The organism is Micromonospora sp. IBHARD004 (genome assembly GCF_052814115.1).
In genome coordinates, this window is sequence record NZ_CP199934.1 from 3,140,957 (window position 1) to 3,155,132 (window position 14,176).

General features: G+C 73.7%; 14 protein-coding genes. 5 read left to right on the plus strand and 9 right to left on the minus strand.

From position 1 onward, the window contains the following. The first annotated feature begins 27 nt into the window (after positions 1-27). Together ACTWO6_RS15240 and ACTWO6_RS15245 are read left to right on the plus strand one after the other, a co-directional pair. The gene (locus ACTWO6_RS15240) at positions 28-900 is read left to right on the plus strand and encodes a DUF72 domain-containing protein (protein ID WP_446220266.1); all 873 of its coding nucleotides are present in this window, start codon (positions 28-30) and stop codon (positions 898-900) included. 290 nt (positions 901-1,190) lie between these two features. Continuing rightward, the gene (locus ACTWO6_RS15245; RefSeq protein WP_446220267.1) at positions 1,191-1,619 is read left to right on the plus strand and encodes a DUF2267 domain-containing protein; all 429 of its coding nucleotides are present in this window, start codon (positions 1,191-1,193) and stop codon (positions 1,617-1,619) included. Here the strand turns inward: ACTWO6_RS15245 and ACTWO6_RS15250 are convergent. The 4 genes from ACTWO6_RS15250 to ACTWO6_RS15265 all read right to left on the minus strand — a co-directional run bounded on the left by ACTWO6_RS15250 (position 1,576) and on the right by ACTWO6_RS15265 (position 5,759). After that, positions 1,576-2,409 carry a DUF72 domain-containing protein gene (locus tag ACTWO6_RS15250; RefSeq protein WP_446220268.1) on the minus strand — a complete coding sequence of 278 codons (834 nt, stop codon included), beginning with the start codon at positions 2,407-2,409 and terminating at the stop codon, positions 1,576-1,578. The genes ACTWO6_RS15245 and ACTWO6_RS15250 overlap by 44 nt on opposite strands. Positions 2,410-2,457: 48 nt before the next feature. After that, on the minus strand, positions 2,458-3,468 hold the full coding sequence (locus ACTWO6_RS15255) for a mechanosensitive ion channel family protein (RefSeq protein WP_446220269.1): 1,011 nt from the start codon (positions 3,466-3,468) through the stop codon (positions 2,458-2,460). A 189-nt stretch (positions 3,469-3,657) separates the two neighbouring features. Further along, on the minus strand, positions 3,658-4,767 hold the full coding sequence (locus ACTWO6_RS15260; protein WP_446220270.1) for a low temperature requirement protein A: 1,110 nt from the start codon (positions 4,765-4,767) through the stop codon (positions 3,658-3,660). A gap of 242 nt (positions 4,768-5,009) precedes the next feature. Then, on the minus strand, positions 5,010-5,759 hold the full coding sequence (locus ACTWO6_RS15265; RefSeq protein WP_446220271.1) for a PIG-L deacetylase family protein: 750 nt from the start codon (positions 5,757-5,759) through the stop codon (positions 5,010-5,012). Between the two features lie 228 nt (positions 5,760-5,987). Here ACTWO6_RS15265 and ACTWO6_RS15270 point away from each other — a divergent pair, with 228 nt between their 5' ends. Together ACTWO6_RS15270 and ACTWO6_RS15275 are read left to right on the plus strand one after the other, a co-directional pair. Beyond that, positions 5,988-6,278 carry a hypothetical protein gene (locus tag ACTWO6_RS15270; RefSeq protein ID WP_089014807.1) on the plus strand — a complete coding sequence of 97 codons (291 nt, stop codon included), beginning with the start codon at positions 5,988-5,990 and terminating at the stop codon, positions 6,276-6,278. Between the two features lie 9 nt (positions 6,279-6,287). Next, positions 6,288-7,559: a cupin domain-containing protein gene (locus ACTWO6_RS15275; protein WP_446220272.1), complete on the plus strand. Its 1,272-nt coding sequence runs from the start codon at positions 6,288-6,290 to the stop codon at positions 7,557-7,559. A 61-nt stretch (positions 7,560-7,620) separates the two neighbouring features. Here ACTWO6_RS15275 and ACTWO6_RS15280 read toward each other — a convergent pair whose 3' ends face one another. Further along, a complete protein-coding gene (locus ACTWO6_RS15280; protein ID WP_446220273.1) occupies positions 7,621-8,289 on the minus strand; it encodes a hypothetical protein in 669 nt (222 codons plus the stop codon). Positions 8,290-8,440: 151 nt separating this feature from the next. On the opposite strand from ACTWO6_RS15280, the gene ACTWO6_RS15285 reads away from it, so the two are divergent. Further along, positions 8,441-9,655 carry an RNA-guided endonuclease InsQ/TnpB family protein gene (locus ACTWO6_RS15285; protein ID WP_130335037.1) on the plus strand — a complete coding sequence of 405 codons (1,215 nt, stop codon included), beginning with the start codon at positions 8,441-8,443 and terminating at the stop codon, positions 9,653-9,655. A 13-nt stretch (positions 9,656-9,668) separates the two neighbouring features. On the opposite strand, the gene ACTWO6_RS15290 is transcribed toward ACTWO6_RS15285, so the two are convergent. From ACTWO6_RS15290 to ACTWO6_RS15305, 4 genes are all read right to left on the minus strand, one after another. Continuing rightward, a complete protein-coding gene (locus ACTWO6_RS15290; RefSeq protein ID WP_446220274.1) occupies positions 9,669-12,341 on the minus strand; it encodes an FtsK/SpoIIIE domain-containing protein in 2,673 nt (890 codons plus the stop codon). Next, positions 12,334-13,215 carry a hypothetical protein gene (locus ACTWO6_RS15295; protein ID WP_446220275.1) on the minus strand — a complete coding sequence of 294 codons (882 nt, stop codon included), beginning with the start codon at positions 13,213-13,215 and terminating at the stop codon, positions 12,334-12,336. The genes ACTWO6_RS15290 and ACTWO6_RS15295 overlap by 8 nt, the downstream gene beginning before the upstream one ends. Before the next feature lie 8 nt (positions 13,216-13,223). Next, positions 13,224-13,484, minus strand: coding sequence for a hypothetical protein (locus tag ACTWO6_RS15300; RefSeq protein WP_446220276.1), 261 nt, complete (start codon positions 13,482-13,484; stop codon positions 13,224-13,226). Positions 13,485-13,703: 219 nt separating this feature from the next. Continuing rightward, positions 13,704-14,096: a hypothetical protein gene (locus tag ACTWO6_RS15305; RefSeq protein ID WP_446220277.1), complete on the minus strand. Its 393-nt coding sequence runs from the start codon at positions 14,094-14,096 to the stop codon at positions 13,704-13,706. Between the last annotated feature and the right edge of the window lie 80 nt (positions 14,097-14,176).

The following is a 14,176-nucleotide window of genomic DNA, read 5'->3' on the forward strand; positions in this document are numbered from 1 at the left end:
CGGTCCGACGCGCGGTGGACTCCAGCCATGGGTGAGATCAAGGTGGGCACCGCCTCGTGGACCGACCGGACCCTGCTCGACTCCGGCTGGTACCCGCAGGCCGCGGACACCCCGGAGAAGCGGCTGGCCTACTACGCCCGGCAGTTCCCGCTGGTCGAGGTGGACGCCACCTACTACTCGCCGCCCGCCGAGCGGACGGCGGAGCTCTGGGTGGCCCGCACCCCGCCCGGGTTCACCTTCAACATCAAGGCGTTCAGTCTGCTGACCGGGCATCCGACCCGGGTCGGCGCGCTCTACAAGGACCTGCGCCCGGAGACGGACAAGAAGAACGTCTACCCGGACGACCTGCCGCCGCAGGCGTACGAGGAGGTCTGGACGCGCTTCCTGTCCGCCCTGGACCCGCTGGTCGAGGCGGACCGGCTCGGCGCGCTGCTGTTCCAGTTCCCGCCCTGGTTCACCATCAAGCGGGACAACAAGCAGTACCTGCTCGAGGTGGCGAAGCGGTGCGCCCCGCTGCGCCCGGTCTTCGAGTTCCGGCACGCGTCCTGGTTCGACGGGGCGAACCGGGACGAGACGCTGGGCTTCCTGCGCCAGCACCGCCTGGCGTACGTCTGCGTCGACATGCCGCAGGGGCACCGCTCGTCGGTGCCGCCGGTGCTGGCCGCGACCGCGGACCTGGCGGTGGTCCGGTTCCACGGGCACAGCGACAAGTGGACCAGCAAGGACATCCACGAGAAGTTCGGCTACCGCTACTCCGAGCGGGAGCTGCGGGACTGGGCGCCGAAGCTGCGCGAGCTGGCCGGTGAGGCCGAGCAGACGCACGTGCTGATGAACAACTGCTACCGCGACTACGCCCAGCGCAACGGCCAGCAGTTGAAGGCACTGCTCGGCGCGGACTGATTCACCCGGGTCGGGTGAGGCCGGCTCACCCGCTCTCCGCGCAGCATGGGCGGTGTGTGCGGTCCGTCGACCGACGCGACCGCAGGCCGACAGGAGGTGGGCCATGACGGTGCGGGTGGTAGCGGATGCACGTCGCGGCGGGGTGCTGCACGTGGTCGGGAAGTCCGACGTGCCCCGGCGTGGCGAGCGGCCCGGTCGGTTCAGCCCGACCCGGCCCTGGCGGGGGCCCAGCGGGCCGCCGCGCCGCACCGACGACCGACGCTGGGAAACCGACGCACGGGGGTGGGCAGATGGCTGAGCAGCTGATTTCCGCGGTCGAGTCCTCATTGGACAAGACGAACCTGATCCTCAAGGACATCGAGCAGGCATACGGCTGGCCGAAGGAGCAGCGCAACCAGTCGTACGCGGCGTTGCGCACGGTGCTGCACCTGCTGCGCGACCGGATGCCGCTGCAGCAGAGCGTGGAGTTTTCTCAGCAGTTGCCGGTGCTGGTACGCGGCATCTACTTCGAAGGCTGGCAGCCGGAGAACGTGCCGATCAAGCTGAACCGGGAAGACTTCCTCTACGAGGTCCGGCAGGGCTTCCCGTACGACGTGGAGGGCGGCACGGAGCGAGTGGTGCAGGTGGTGCTGGACACCCTGCGCCAGCACGTCACCCAGGGCGAGTGGCAGGACGTCAAGTCGCAGATGCCGAAGGACCTGGGCCGGATGATTCCCTGACCGGCGCCGTCCCGGCCCGCTCCACTCCGGTGGGGCGGGCCCTCGGCGTCCGGCTGACCGGGAGGCCGGCCCGCCGGGCCAGCGCGGCGAAGGCCACCGCGTCGACGATCGCCGCGCCGCCGGGGTCGTTGTTGAAGTAGACGTACGCCGGCTCGGCGTCGCCGAACGTCTCGCCCAGCCGACGTACCCAGGACGCCAGCGCGGCCCGGCCGTAGCGTGGCCACGGGCGGGCGCGCCCCTCGTGCAGCCGCAGGTAGCCGAAGTCGGTGGTCCGCCACAGCGGCGCCACCGGCCGGCTCAGCCGGTCGGCCCAGACCAGCGCGGCCCGGCGCCGTTCGAGGACCCGCCGGGTGTCGTCGCTCCACCAGGAGGGGTGCCGGGGCTCCACCGCCACCCGCACGTCGGCGGGGAAGAGCCGCAGCGGCGCGTCGAGCGCGTCGGGGTCGGCGCGCAGGTTCGGCGGGAGTTGCACGAGCACGGGCCCGAGCCGGTCGCCGAGCCCGCTCGCCCGGCCGAGGAACCGGTCCACCGGCTCGGCCGGCTCCCGCAACCGCTTGACGTGGGTGAGGTACCGGCTCATCTTCACCGCCACGCAGAAGTCGTCGGGGGTGCGTGCCCGCCAGGCGACGAAGGTGTCCCGCTCGGGCAGCCGGTAGAAGGCGTTGTTCACCTCGACCGTGGCGAACCGTTCGGCGAAGTGCTCCAGCCCGAGCCGCTGCGGCAGCTTCGCCGGGTAGAAGCACTCCCGCCAGTCCCGGTACTGCCAGCCGGAGGTGCCGACCAGGATCATTGTGATCGCGCCCTTGGAGGTTCGTTGCGGCGTACCGCTGCCGGAGGTTCAGGGCTTGTATTCGCTGCGGGTGCGGGGAAGCCATTGCGGGTGTTCATCCCGAAGGTAGCGGATCAGGCCCTCGCGGAGGTCGCAGCGGAGGTCCCAGGCGCTCGGGCCGTCGGCGGCGGAGGCCTGGATCTGGATGACCACGCTCTGTGCGGTTGCGTCGACCATCTGCAGCACCCATTGGTCGCGGTCCCAGAGTGGCGACGCCTCGACCAGCCGCCGGGCCTCCGTGCGTAGGTCATCCAGGTCGGCGGTGTGGTCCACGTGAAGTTTGATCTGGCCGACCACCCGGCTTTCGTTCCGGGTCCAGTTCTGGAACGGGCGTTCGGTGAAGTAGGTCGTGGGCAGGATGAGCACCCGGTCGTCCCAGAGTCGGATGACGACGTTGGTCAGCTTCAACTCCTCGACGCGGCCCCACTCACCCTCGATCACCAGGACGTCGCCGACGTGCAGTGAGTCGGCGAAGGCCACCTGGATTCCGGCGAAGGCGTTGCCCAGGGCGGTCCGCGCGGAGAGCCCGATCACCGCGCCGACCACTCCGGCCGATCCCAACACCGACAGACCGAACAGGCGTACCGGCCGGAAGGTGACCATGATCAGGCCGATCGCCAGGATGGTGACGACGGTCGCGGTGAGGCGCCGCACCGGCCGGATCTGGGTGCGGGCGCGCCGGATGCGGCGGTCCGAGACCGCCGCCTCCGGCAGCCGGCTGAAGATGATGCTTTCGGTGACGTACAGGGCCTTGACGATCAGCCACGCGGTACCGCCGATCAGCAGCAGCTGGACCCCGTGGCGGACTGCTCGAATCCACCAGTCCGGCCCTGTCGGCATCGCGAAGTACAGCGCTCCGAGCAGCAGCACCATGATCGCGGGACGTCGGCAGGCCCTATACAACGGCGTCAGGCACCACTGGTAGCGGCCGCGGGCGACTCGCCGGACGAGTACGCCGGTGAACCGATCCAGCAGGAGCGCCGCTCCCAGCGAGGCCAGCACGATCGCCACCGAGACCATCAGGCGCCGACCGAAGCAGCCTTAGTGCTCATGCTCCTCCAACTCCTCGGGCAGGTTGTCCTGTCCGAGCGTGTCACGGGAGTTGCGACCGTGCGGTGTGCATCTGGAAACGACCAGGCCACGCGAAGTCCCCGGGGATCGGGCACGCGTCGGCAGGCTGGGCCCCCGCCCCGACAGCGGGGGGTGGACCTAGTGACCGGTCGCCGCGCCCATCCCGCGTGGGGTGGCGATGACGGTGGTTGCGACGAGGGCGGCGAGGAGCAGAGCGGTCAGGCGGGACGGCGCGGGTGTGAGCGGGGTGAGCAGCACGAGCGCCGCGGTGGCCCAGTACGGCGCGGTCATCTTCAGCTGCTCGTATGGGCGGATGTGCAGCGTCCAGACGGCGATCAGGTAGATGGCGACCGGCGCGGCCACCGCGTACCCGGCGGCGACGCGCCCGAGGTGTGCCGCGCCGGTCTGGTAGTCGACGTCGACGGCCAGACCCGCGCCGAGCGCGGCCGCCGACGCGAAGATCAGGTACTGGCCGTATCCCCACAGCAGCGCCACGCGCGGCGAGGTTGCCAGGTGTTCGACCGGACGGTCGAAATACAGCCACCACATGGCGAAGACGATCACCACACCGGCACCGGCGATCGACAGCAGGGCGCTCGCCTTGGTCCCCCTGTCGAAGGCGGTCTGCACGGCGAGGCTGGCGGCGAGTACCGACTCGCCGAGCACGATGATGGTGAACAGGCCGTACCGCTCGGTTATGTGGCGCGGGTGCCAGATGATCGGAGCGGGGCGCCGGGCCCAGAACGGCAGCAGCAGTTCGGCGACGGCGACCGCCAGGAAGCCGGGCAACAGCCAGGGCCATCCGTCGGGCAGTGCCAGCCGGGCGATCCAGGCCGCCTGCAGCACGATGATGCCCACGGCATAGCGCAAGGCGGTGGCTCGCCGCTCGGGGTCGCTGTGGGCGACGCGCAACCACTGCCCGACCATCGCCAGGCGCATGATCACGTACCCATACGTGATGACGGAGAAGTCGCCGTGGTCGAAGGCGCGGGGCACCCCACCGGCGATCACCAGCGCCCCGGCGATCTGGACGAGGGTGGTGAGCCGGTAGACGTCGTCCTCCGGGTCGTACGCGGAGGCGAACGTGGTGAAGTTCATCCACGCCCACCAGATCGCGAAGAACACCGCCGGGTAGAGGCCGATCCCGTGGCCGATGTCGGCCTCGCCCAGGTTGTGGTGCAGCCGGTCGGCGGCCTGCCGCACCGCGGCCACGAAGCACAGGTCGAAGAGCAGCTCGAGTGGAGTCACCCTCCGATACGGCTCGTCGCTGGGGCGGGCGACCATCGGCCGGTACCAGGTGCGCGACGGGGCCCGTGGATGACTCGCCGGCTGGGACATGGCAGCACCTCGGACGGCTCGCGTGCGGAACGTTCCCTGGGGCCGATCCTTCCGAAGCGCACAGGTCCCGCGCGGACTCTCGCCGAAGTTGGCAGCTCGGCTCCACCGCCATGCCTGCAAGGCGCCGTGACCCGGAGGCGCGACTCGACCGCTCAGAAGAGGTCGAAGTGGAAGACCTCGAAGGCGGCGCCGTAGCGGACCCCGAGACGGGTGCCGGCGGGCCGGCTGATCCCCTCCAGGAACTCCTCCGGGTCGAGGCCGCCGTTCCCGAGCCCGCGCAGGTACTCCTCGTGCGCCCGCAGCGACGCCACGCCCCGTTCGAAGGTCGCCGTGACGTCCACCCCGTGCCGAGACTGCGGGGAGGTAGCCGCCCAGACCTGCCGTACCCGGTTCCACGGCTCGACGCCGTCGACCAGTTGCTCCCGGAAGATCCACCGGTTGCCGGCGTCGCGGACCGCGTCCGGCACCGCGCGGCCGGTGGCGATGTGGTCGGCCTGGTTGAGCGCGTACGCCCCGTCCCAGGTGTCCCGGAAGTTGTTGGTGATGACGACGTCGGGGCGGTGCCGGCGGACCATCGCGGCGATCTCGCGGCGCAGCGCGACGCCGTACTCCAGCAGGCCGTCGGGGAGGCCGAGGAACTCCACGGTGGGCACCCCGACCAGGGCGGCCGACTCGCGCTGTTCCCGCTCGCGGATCGCCCGGGTCCGTTCCGGCGGGATCCCGTCGATGCCCGCCTCGCCGCTGCTGACCAGGCAGTAGATGATCTCCTTGCCCTGCCCGGTCCAGCGCCCGACGGCCGCCGCCGCGCCGAACTCCAGGTCGTCGGGGTGCGCCACCACCGCCAGGCCGCGCTGCCAGTCCTCGGGCAGCGGCTCCAGCGGCTCGACCTCCGGTTGCGCCATGCGACCCTCCTGCCGGCCAATTCCCGGTACATCCTGACACCGCACAGCGGTCTGCGCCCGCAGGCCTGGGCTGCCGCAACGGATGGCCCAGGTTCGGGGCCGGCGAACCGTCCGTGTCGCCGGGTTCCGACGTCTACCGTGTGGTTAGAGAAGATCGCACGTGGGGTACCACCCGCTCCACGACGAAACCCCGACGTACGGCGGGGCGGCACACCCGAGGGAGCACCCATGGCACTCAACGACGACGACATGCAGACGACCGGCGGCGGCGGCCCCGAAGGCCCGGCCGACGGTGGCGCGACCCCCGGCCAGCAGGACGGTGGCGCCGACGGCGGCGCAGACCGTGGCGCTGAGCGTGGCGCCGACCGAGGGGCCGACCGTGGTGCCGAGGGGCCGGCCGACGGCGGCGCGACCCCGGGCCAGCAGGACGGTGGCGCCGACGGTGGCGCCGAGGGTCCGGCCGACGGCGGCGCGACCCCGGGCCAGCGCGACGGCGGCGCCGACGGCAGCGCCAGCTGACGGATCGTCGTGACGCACCTCGACCCGCCGGGCGGCCGTGGCCGCCCGGCGGTCCCGTCTTCCGCCACCGACGCCCTCGCCCGGTGCATCTCGGTGGAACCGGCGAAGTTCGCCGCCGCCCACTGGGGCACCGCGCCGCTGCTCTCCCGCGCCGCCGAGCTGCCCAACCCGCGCGGCTTCACCGACCTGCTCAGCCCCGCCGACGCCGACGAGCTGCTCAGCCGGCGGGGTCTGCGTACCCCGTTCCTGCGGGTGGCCAAGGACGGCCAGCTCGTGCCCGCGGCGCGCTGGACCGGCGGCGGCGGCGCGGGCGCCGAGATCGCAGACCAGGTCCTCGACGAGAAGGTCCTGGAGCTGTACGCCGCCGGCGCGACCCTGGTGCTCCAGGGCCTGCATCGGATCTGGCCCGCGCTGGTCGACTTCGCCCGGGACCTGGGCGCCGCGCTACGGCAGGCGTTGCAGGTCAACGCCTATCTGACCCCGGCGGGCAGTCAGGGCTTCGCCACCCACTACGACACCCACGACGTCTTCGTGCTCCAGGTGGACGGCCGCAAGCACTGGCGGATCCACCCGCCGGTGCTGCCCGACCCGCTGGAGAAGCAGCCCTGGGGCGGACGGGCCGACGAGGTCGCCGCCACCGCCGAGGGCGCCGCCGCGCTGGACGTGGTGCTCGAACCGGGCGACACGCTCTACCTGCCCCGCGGCTGGCTGCACAGCGCCCAGGCGCAGGAGTCCAGCTCGCTGCACCTGACCGTCGGCATCCGGGCGCTGACCCGGTACGCCGTGGTCGAGGAGCTGCTCGCGCTCGCCGCCGAGGACGCCCGACTGCGCGCCGGGCTGCCCTTCGGTACCGACGTCGCCGACCCGGACGCGATCGAGCCGGAGCTGACCGAGACGGTCGAGGCGCTGCGCGACTGGCTGCTGCGGGCCGACCCCGCCGCGGTCGCCGCCCGGCTGCGCGACCGGGCCTGGCCGGCGGCCCGACCGGCGCCGATCCGCCCCCTCGCGCAGGCGGCGGCCCTGGCCGCGCTGGACGCGGACACCCGGGTCGCCCTCCGCGCCGGCCTGCGCTGGCAGCTCACCCCGACCGGGGACGGGAAGGTGGCGCTGCGCCTGTTCGACCGCACCATCACCCTGCCCGGCACCTGCGAGCCGGCCCTGCGCGCCGTCCTCACCGGCGACGTCACCCGCGTCGGCGACCTCCCCGGCCTCGACGACGACGCCGACCGCCTCGTCCTCACCCGCCGCCTCCTCAGGGAAGCCGTCCTCACCCCCGCCTGACCCCACCCCGCCCCGCCCGCCCCAAGGTTGAGTCCCCGGCCGTGAGCCTGGGGCCGGGGGGTCAGCGGGGGGCGAGGGTGAGGAGGGCGATCGTCGTCAGCAGACCCGCGAGCAGGGTCACGATGATCGGGCGGGGGCCCAGCACCGCGTGCCGGCGGTCGGCGAGCAGGCGGGCCGGCGCCAGCCCCAGCAGGGGGCCGACCAGCGTCACCACCAGGGCCAGCACCGGCATGCCGACCGCCAGGTCGCCGCCGCTGCCGGCGCCGACCGCGCGGGCGCCCGCCCCCAGGGCGTACGCGGCCACGGACCCGCCGACCCCGCAGAGGGCCAGCAGCGGGTTCACCGAGCCGGGCAGCTCGCCCGGCTGCCGGGTGCGGTCCAACAGCTCCCGCACCCCACGCAGCAGCGGCACCGGATCGCCGGTGGCGTCCCGGGCCGGCCCCGGCGGGTCACCCAGCCGGCGGGCGCCCCCGCCGAGCCGGACGCGCAGCTGCTGCCACAGGTGCGCCGCCTCCGCGTCGACCCGCTCCACCAGCTCCCGCGCCTCGGCCACCTCCGCCTCGGCGCGGCGGACCTGCTCGGCCGCCTCGGCCACGGCCCGGTCGGCGGCGGCGCACTGCTGGGCGTACCAGGTGTGCGCCTCGGCGCGCTGGGTGGCCACCCGGGCGGTCAGCTCGGCGAGCCGACGGAGCTGGGCGGCGTACGTCTCACTGGCGACCGGTTCGTTCATCGGAACTCCTTTGAGAAACCCCGCATCAGCGCCGGAAGGAGTCGCAGGCCTGAGGAGCAGGGCAGGGATGGCCGGCCGCCGGCACTGTGGACCCGAGCCCCCTCCCGACAACCCGCAGGTTGTCACAGGTTGATGCGATAGTTCGAAAGCCATGAAGACCACGCGCGTGAAGCGAGCATTCAAGTACCGCTTCTATCCCACGGACGCGCAGGCGGCTGAGCTGTCGCGCACGTTCGGATGCGTGCGGAAGGTCTACAACCTTGCGTTGGCGGCGCGTACCGAGGCGTGGACACTCCGGCAGGAACGCGTCTCCTACAACGCCACGTCGGCGATGCTGACCGCGTGGAAGAAGACAGAGGAACTGGCCTACCTCAACGACGTTTCCTCGGTCCCACTCCAGCAGGCCCTGCGTCATCTTCAGACGGCCTTCGCCAGCTTCTTCGCCAAACGCGCGAAGTACCCGCGTTTCAAGTCGCGGAAGAGGTGCCGGAAGTCGGCGGAGTACACGACCAGCGCTTTCCGCTTCCGGGACGGAAGGCTGACGTTGGCGAAGATGGCGGAGCCGCTGCACATCGTGTGGTCCCGTCCTCTCCCCGAGGGTGCGAAGCCATCGACGGTGACGGTGTCTCAAGACCCGGCTGGGCGTTGGTTCGTGTCCTTGCTGTGCGAGGACCCGACCGTTCAGCCGCTGCCCCCGACCACCGCGGCGATCGGGATAGACGCCGGGCTTGACAACCTGCTGACCTTGTCGACCGGGGAGAAGATCACCAACCCTCGGCATGAGCGGCGCGACCGTGCCCGGCTCGCCCGCGCCCATCGGGAGTTGTCGCGGAAGGCCAAGGGCTCGGCGAACCGCGACAAGGCGCGCCGCAAGGTCGCCAAGGTTCACGCTCGCATCGCAGACCGGCGACGCGACCACCTGCACAAGATCACCACTCGGCTCGTTCGTGAAAACCAAACGATCGTCATCGAGGACCTGACCGTTCGGAACCTGCTGAAAAACCACAGACTCGCCCGCGCCATCAGCGACGCGGCGTGGCGCGAGTTCCGCAGCATGCTGGAGTACAAGGCCCAGTGGTACGGCCGTAAGTTGATTGCGGTCGACCGTTGGTTCCCCTCCTCCAAACTGTGCTCGACATGCAGAGCCGTACGGGACACCATGCCGCTGCACGTCCGCACATGGACGTGCGACTGCGGCATCAATCACGACCGTGACGTGAACGCGGCGCGGAACATTCTGGCCGCCGGGCTGGCGGTGTCTGCCTGTGGAGCTGGTGTAAGCCCTCAACGGGAGCCCTCCCGGACGAGGCGGTCAGTGACGAAGCAGGAAACTCGACGGGCGACCGTGGGAATCCCGGTCCTATAGGGCCGGGAGGATGTCAACGGGACGGACCATAAGGGATGATCACCTGTCCGGTGCGGTGCACCGCCCGGTCGAAGTAGAGGCCCCGCCACGGCCGGGGGTACCAGTCCGGCCCGCCGGTGCCCGGATAGAGCGAGGAGCCCAGCTCCGCGCCCTGCACGTCGAGCGCCACCCACGCGCCGATCTGGTCGGTGCGGGCGGCCGGCCCGCCCAGGTCCACCCGCATCCGGGCCACCCCGCGCCACCAGGCCAGCACGTGGGTACGCCGTTCCGGCCCGTCGTGCAGGATCCGGCGCAGCTGCTCCAGCCCGGTACGCCGCCCGGCCCGCCCGGCGAGCTGACCGGACGCCGCGTCGACCGCGTAGAGCAGCAGGTAGTGCGGGGTGTTCCGGGTGCCCGGCGCGCCGAGCGAGTCGCCCACCTCGGCCATCAGCTCGGGGAGCGTCTCCTCGTCGTACCAGGCGGCGTCGTCGGCCAGGTCCTCGTAGAGGGCCCGGGCGGCCGGGTCGGCGTCCTGGTCGAGGCAGGCGATGGAGAACCGGGCGGTGCCGTGGCGGTGCTGGCGGGCCAGCGACCGGGCGGCGGCGTCCAGCACGGCGCACGCCTCGTCGACCCGGGTGCCGAGCACCGCCAGGTTGCGCCCCGGCGCCCGGGGCAGCCGCAGCGCCGCCGATCGGGCCTGCACGTCGATGATCTCCCCGAGCAGGGCCACCGGGCTGCGCGGCACCCCCTCGTCCGGCACCGTCAGCGCCCGGAAATCCGGCGCGTCCGCGAGCCGCGGGATCGCGTCGCCGTCGAAGAGCCGGGCCGGGGCGGCGTCGGCCGGGCGCATCCGCCACAGCCGGTGCTGCAGTTCGCTCCAGCTGTCCCAGTCGCTGGCCGAGGGGATCCGGGCCACCTCGTTCCCAGCGGCCAGCCCGGACTCGGCGTTGACCACGGCGTGGTGCCGGGGCAGCGACTGGGCGGCGTCGTTGCGTTCGGCCAGGATGCGCAGCGCCTTGGGCAGCGCGATGCGCAGGGTGAACTGGGCGACGAGGGCGGGGCGCCCCCACAGCGCCTCGATGCCGCGGACGTCCTGCGAGGCGAGCACCAGGTGGATGCCCTGCGACCGGCCGCGCCGGGCCAGGTCCTCCAGCAGGTCGGCGGCGTCCCGGGCCACCACGTCCCGCCCGGCCAGCAGCGCCTGGAACTCGTCGACCACCGCGACGATCCGCGGCCAGTGCCCGGTCGGGTCCACCGCCCGCAGCTCGGCCAGCTTGGTGACCTCGTGCTTCTTGGCGGCGTCGGCCCGGCGGCGCAGCTCCTCGGCGAGGAAGCGCAGCAGCGCCAGCCCGAACTCCCGGTCGGTGTTGACGTTGATTCCGACCAGCCGCATGTGCGGCAGCCAGCTCGGGTCCCGTCGACCCTGGGCGAACCGGGCGAAGGACACCCCCTCCTTGAAGTCCAGCAGATAGAACTCCAGCTCGGCGGGGGAGTAGCGGGAGGCCAGCGCGCCGATCCAGGCGAAGATCAGGTTCGTCTTGCCGGTGCCGGACGGACCGCCGATCAGGGCGTGCGGCGGGTAGTCGCCGAGGGTGAGCAGCACCGGCCGGCCGTGCGGGCCCTCGCCGATCGGCGCGGTCAGCCCGTGCGCCGAATCCTCCTGCCACATCCGCTCGGGCGGCGGGAGCAGGTCGGCGAAGGGCGCCGGCGGCGGGCCGGCGTTGACCCGGGACGCCACCTCCCGGCAGGTCTCGGTGACCAGGGTGGCCGGCGGCGGGTCGTCGAGGGCTACCGGCAGCCCGCCGATCCGGGCGCCGTCCGGCTCCACCACGATCCGGGAGACGGTCGGGTCGTCCGGCAGGTCGATCCCGCGGACCACCAGGTGCACCCCGCACGCGGCGCCGGTGCGGACCACCCGGTCCAGCTGGCCGCGCTCGTGCCGGGACAGCTCGTCGCCGCCGAGCAGCACCGCCACCCGCCACGGCTCCGGGCGCCGTCCGGTCGCCGCGGCCAGCTCGCGCAGCGAGCTGTACTCGCCGGCCAGCACGGTCTCGTTGATCCGGCGGATCTGCTCCACCAGGTCGTCCAGGAGCCGGTCGAGCCCGCCGGGGCCGACGAAGGTGAGCAGCCCGGCGGTGCCCAGCGGGGCGAACCCGGCCAGGCCGCCGCCGAGGTGCTCCGGGTCGTACCCGAGGAGGCGGACCCCGCCCGGGTCGGCGCGGCCGACGGAGCGCAGCAGCAGGGCGGGCACCACCGCGGCGATGCCCGCCCGGTCGCTGCCGGCCAGGTGCACGTGGCCCGCGTCGAGCAGCGGCACCAGCGCCGGCACCGGCTCGGCGTCGGGAATCCGGACCGTGCCGATCCGTACCGCGCCGGGCGTCTCGGCCCGGCCGGCGGGCGTGGCCCGCCACCGCGACCACGGCGCCGACGCCGCGCCGGGGGCCTCGCGCTGCGCGGCCGCCGCGGCCCGGCGGGCCAGCTCCGCGATCCGCGCGGTGTGCCGGGCGTCGATCTCGGCCAGCCGGCGGTCGCGGGCCGCACCGACCCGGTCCGGTACGGCCGCTGCGGCGCGTCGCACCCGGGCCAGCCGCTCCGCGCCGGCGGCGAGCTCGGCGTCGGCGTCGGCCAGCCGGTTGCGGGTCGCGCCGAGCGCCTCGGAGAGCATCCCCCGGACCCGGGTGACCAGTTGACCGCGGACGTCAGCCATCGGAGCCCCGGACCGGCTGCCGCTCGTCGGCCTCGGTCGGCAGGTCCCGGCCGAGCCGGGCGAGCAGCACCCCGGTGACGACCCCGGCGGTGACCGCCGGGTCGGCGGCGTGCGGCTGCTCCTGGTCGCCGGAGCGGCGGGGCGGGGGCATCCGGCACACCCGGGTGAGCAGGGTGTCCAGCACCGGCGGCGGCAGCCCGGGCAGCAGGTCCCGGACCCGGCCGGCCAACTCCCGGCGCAGCCGGCCCAGGTCGTCGGCCCGGGGCGGGTGGCCGAGCAGCTCGCCGGCCAGGTCGCGCAGCAGCGGCGGGGCGACCGCGGCCAGGCCGAGGCCGACGTCCGTGTGCGCCCGGCGCAGCTCGCTGTGCAGCCGGTCCCGGTCACCGGCGCGGACCCCGGTGACCACCCGGCGCAGCAGCTCGCGGGCGTCGCCGACCCGCTCGTCCGGCTCGTCCGGCGGTCCGTCCCGGCCGCCGGTCAGCTCCGCCACGCGCACCGACCACCAGCGCCGCATCGTCGGGTCGGCGCCCTGCTCCGGCGCGGCCCGCGGCGCCGGCACGTCCCGAGGCGTGTCGTGCTTCGGCCGGCGGTCCTCCGGGCGTGGTGCGGGCGAGCCGTCCGCGGCCAGTCCGATCGCGGCCAGATAGCCGGCCAGCTGCTCCTGGGCGACCCGCAGCGCGTACCCGGCGGTCTCGGCGTGCTCGGTGGCGGCGGAGAGCTCCGGCACGCCCATCGGGTTCGCCGACTCCTGCCGGACCCAGCGCAGCCGCTCGGTGGCCTGGCCGAACTTCGCCAGCGCCAGCGCCAGCGGGGCGAGCGGCAGCTCCTCGACAGCGGCCCGGACCTGCGCGCCGACGTCCTCGATGATGGACACGGCCGGCTCTACAGGGTCGACACGTAGAGCTGCGCCTGCTCGACCGCCACCAGTGTCGCGGCGAGACACTCCTCCAGCTCCTGGCCGGCCTGGGTCAGCGAGGCCTGGGCGGCCTCGACCGTGGCGTGCCCGCTGCCCTCCAGCGCGCCGGCCAGGGTCTGCTGCGCCTCGGCCAGCTTCTCGCCGGCCGCGTGCACGGCTGTCTGCCCGTCACCTATCTGCTGGAGGGCGACATCGATGGCTGCCTTCAGCTCGGCGACGCTCGCCACGGGGACCTCCTGGGGGCGGGGAAGATCTCCATTACAACCCATCCCGCCGGGGGAGCGAACATCCGCCCTCGCGGTGTTCCTGCCCGGCTGTCCGGTTCGGTGCCTGACGTGCGGGAAAGGCCCCACCGGCCCGGCCCGTCGCGGTCCCGTCGACGGACCGGCCGGTCCGGTCCACGGGTCACCCGCCGTCCCGGTGCCGGTCGCGGACCGGCGCGCCGGTCAGCCGCCGGCCGGGTCCGGGCGGAGCCAGCGGGGGCCGTACACGTCGGCCCCGAGCGCGCCCACCCGCGCGCGCAGCTCACGGTCGGCCGTGACCACCACCCGACGGCGGTCCGGCGCGGCCGCGACCAGCTCGACCATGGTGTCGTCGCCCGAACCGGGCGCGGAGACCACCCGGACGCCCGGGACGCCCGGGACGTCCCGCGCCGCCCCCTCCACCACCAGCACCACCTCCACCGGCGGGGGCAGCTCCGGCGGCACACCCCGCTCGGCGAGCGGCACGAGGGCGTCGCGCAGCCGGGCCGCCGCGCCGGCCCGGTCCCGCCACCAGCCGTTCGGCCGGGAACCCACCACGTTGGCGCCGTCGACGATGAGCAGCGGACTGGTCTCCATGCCCCCAGCGTGCCACCCGGGGGTGTTTGTCGCGCCGACCGCCGGGTAGCCACCGCCGACCGTGCCGCGCCCACCGGTTG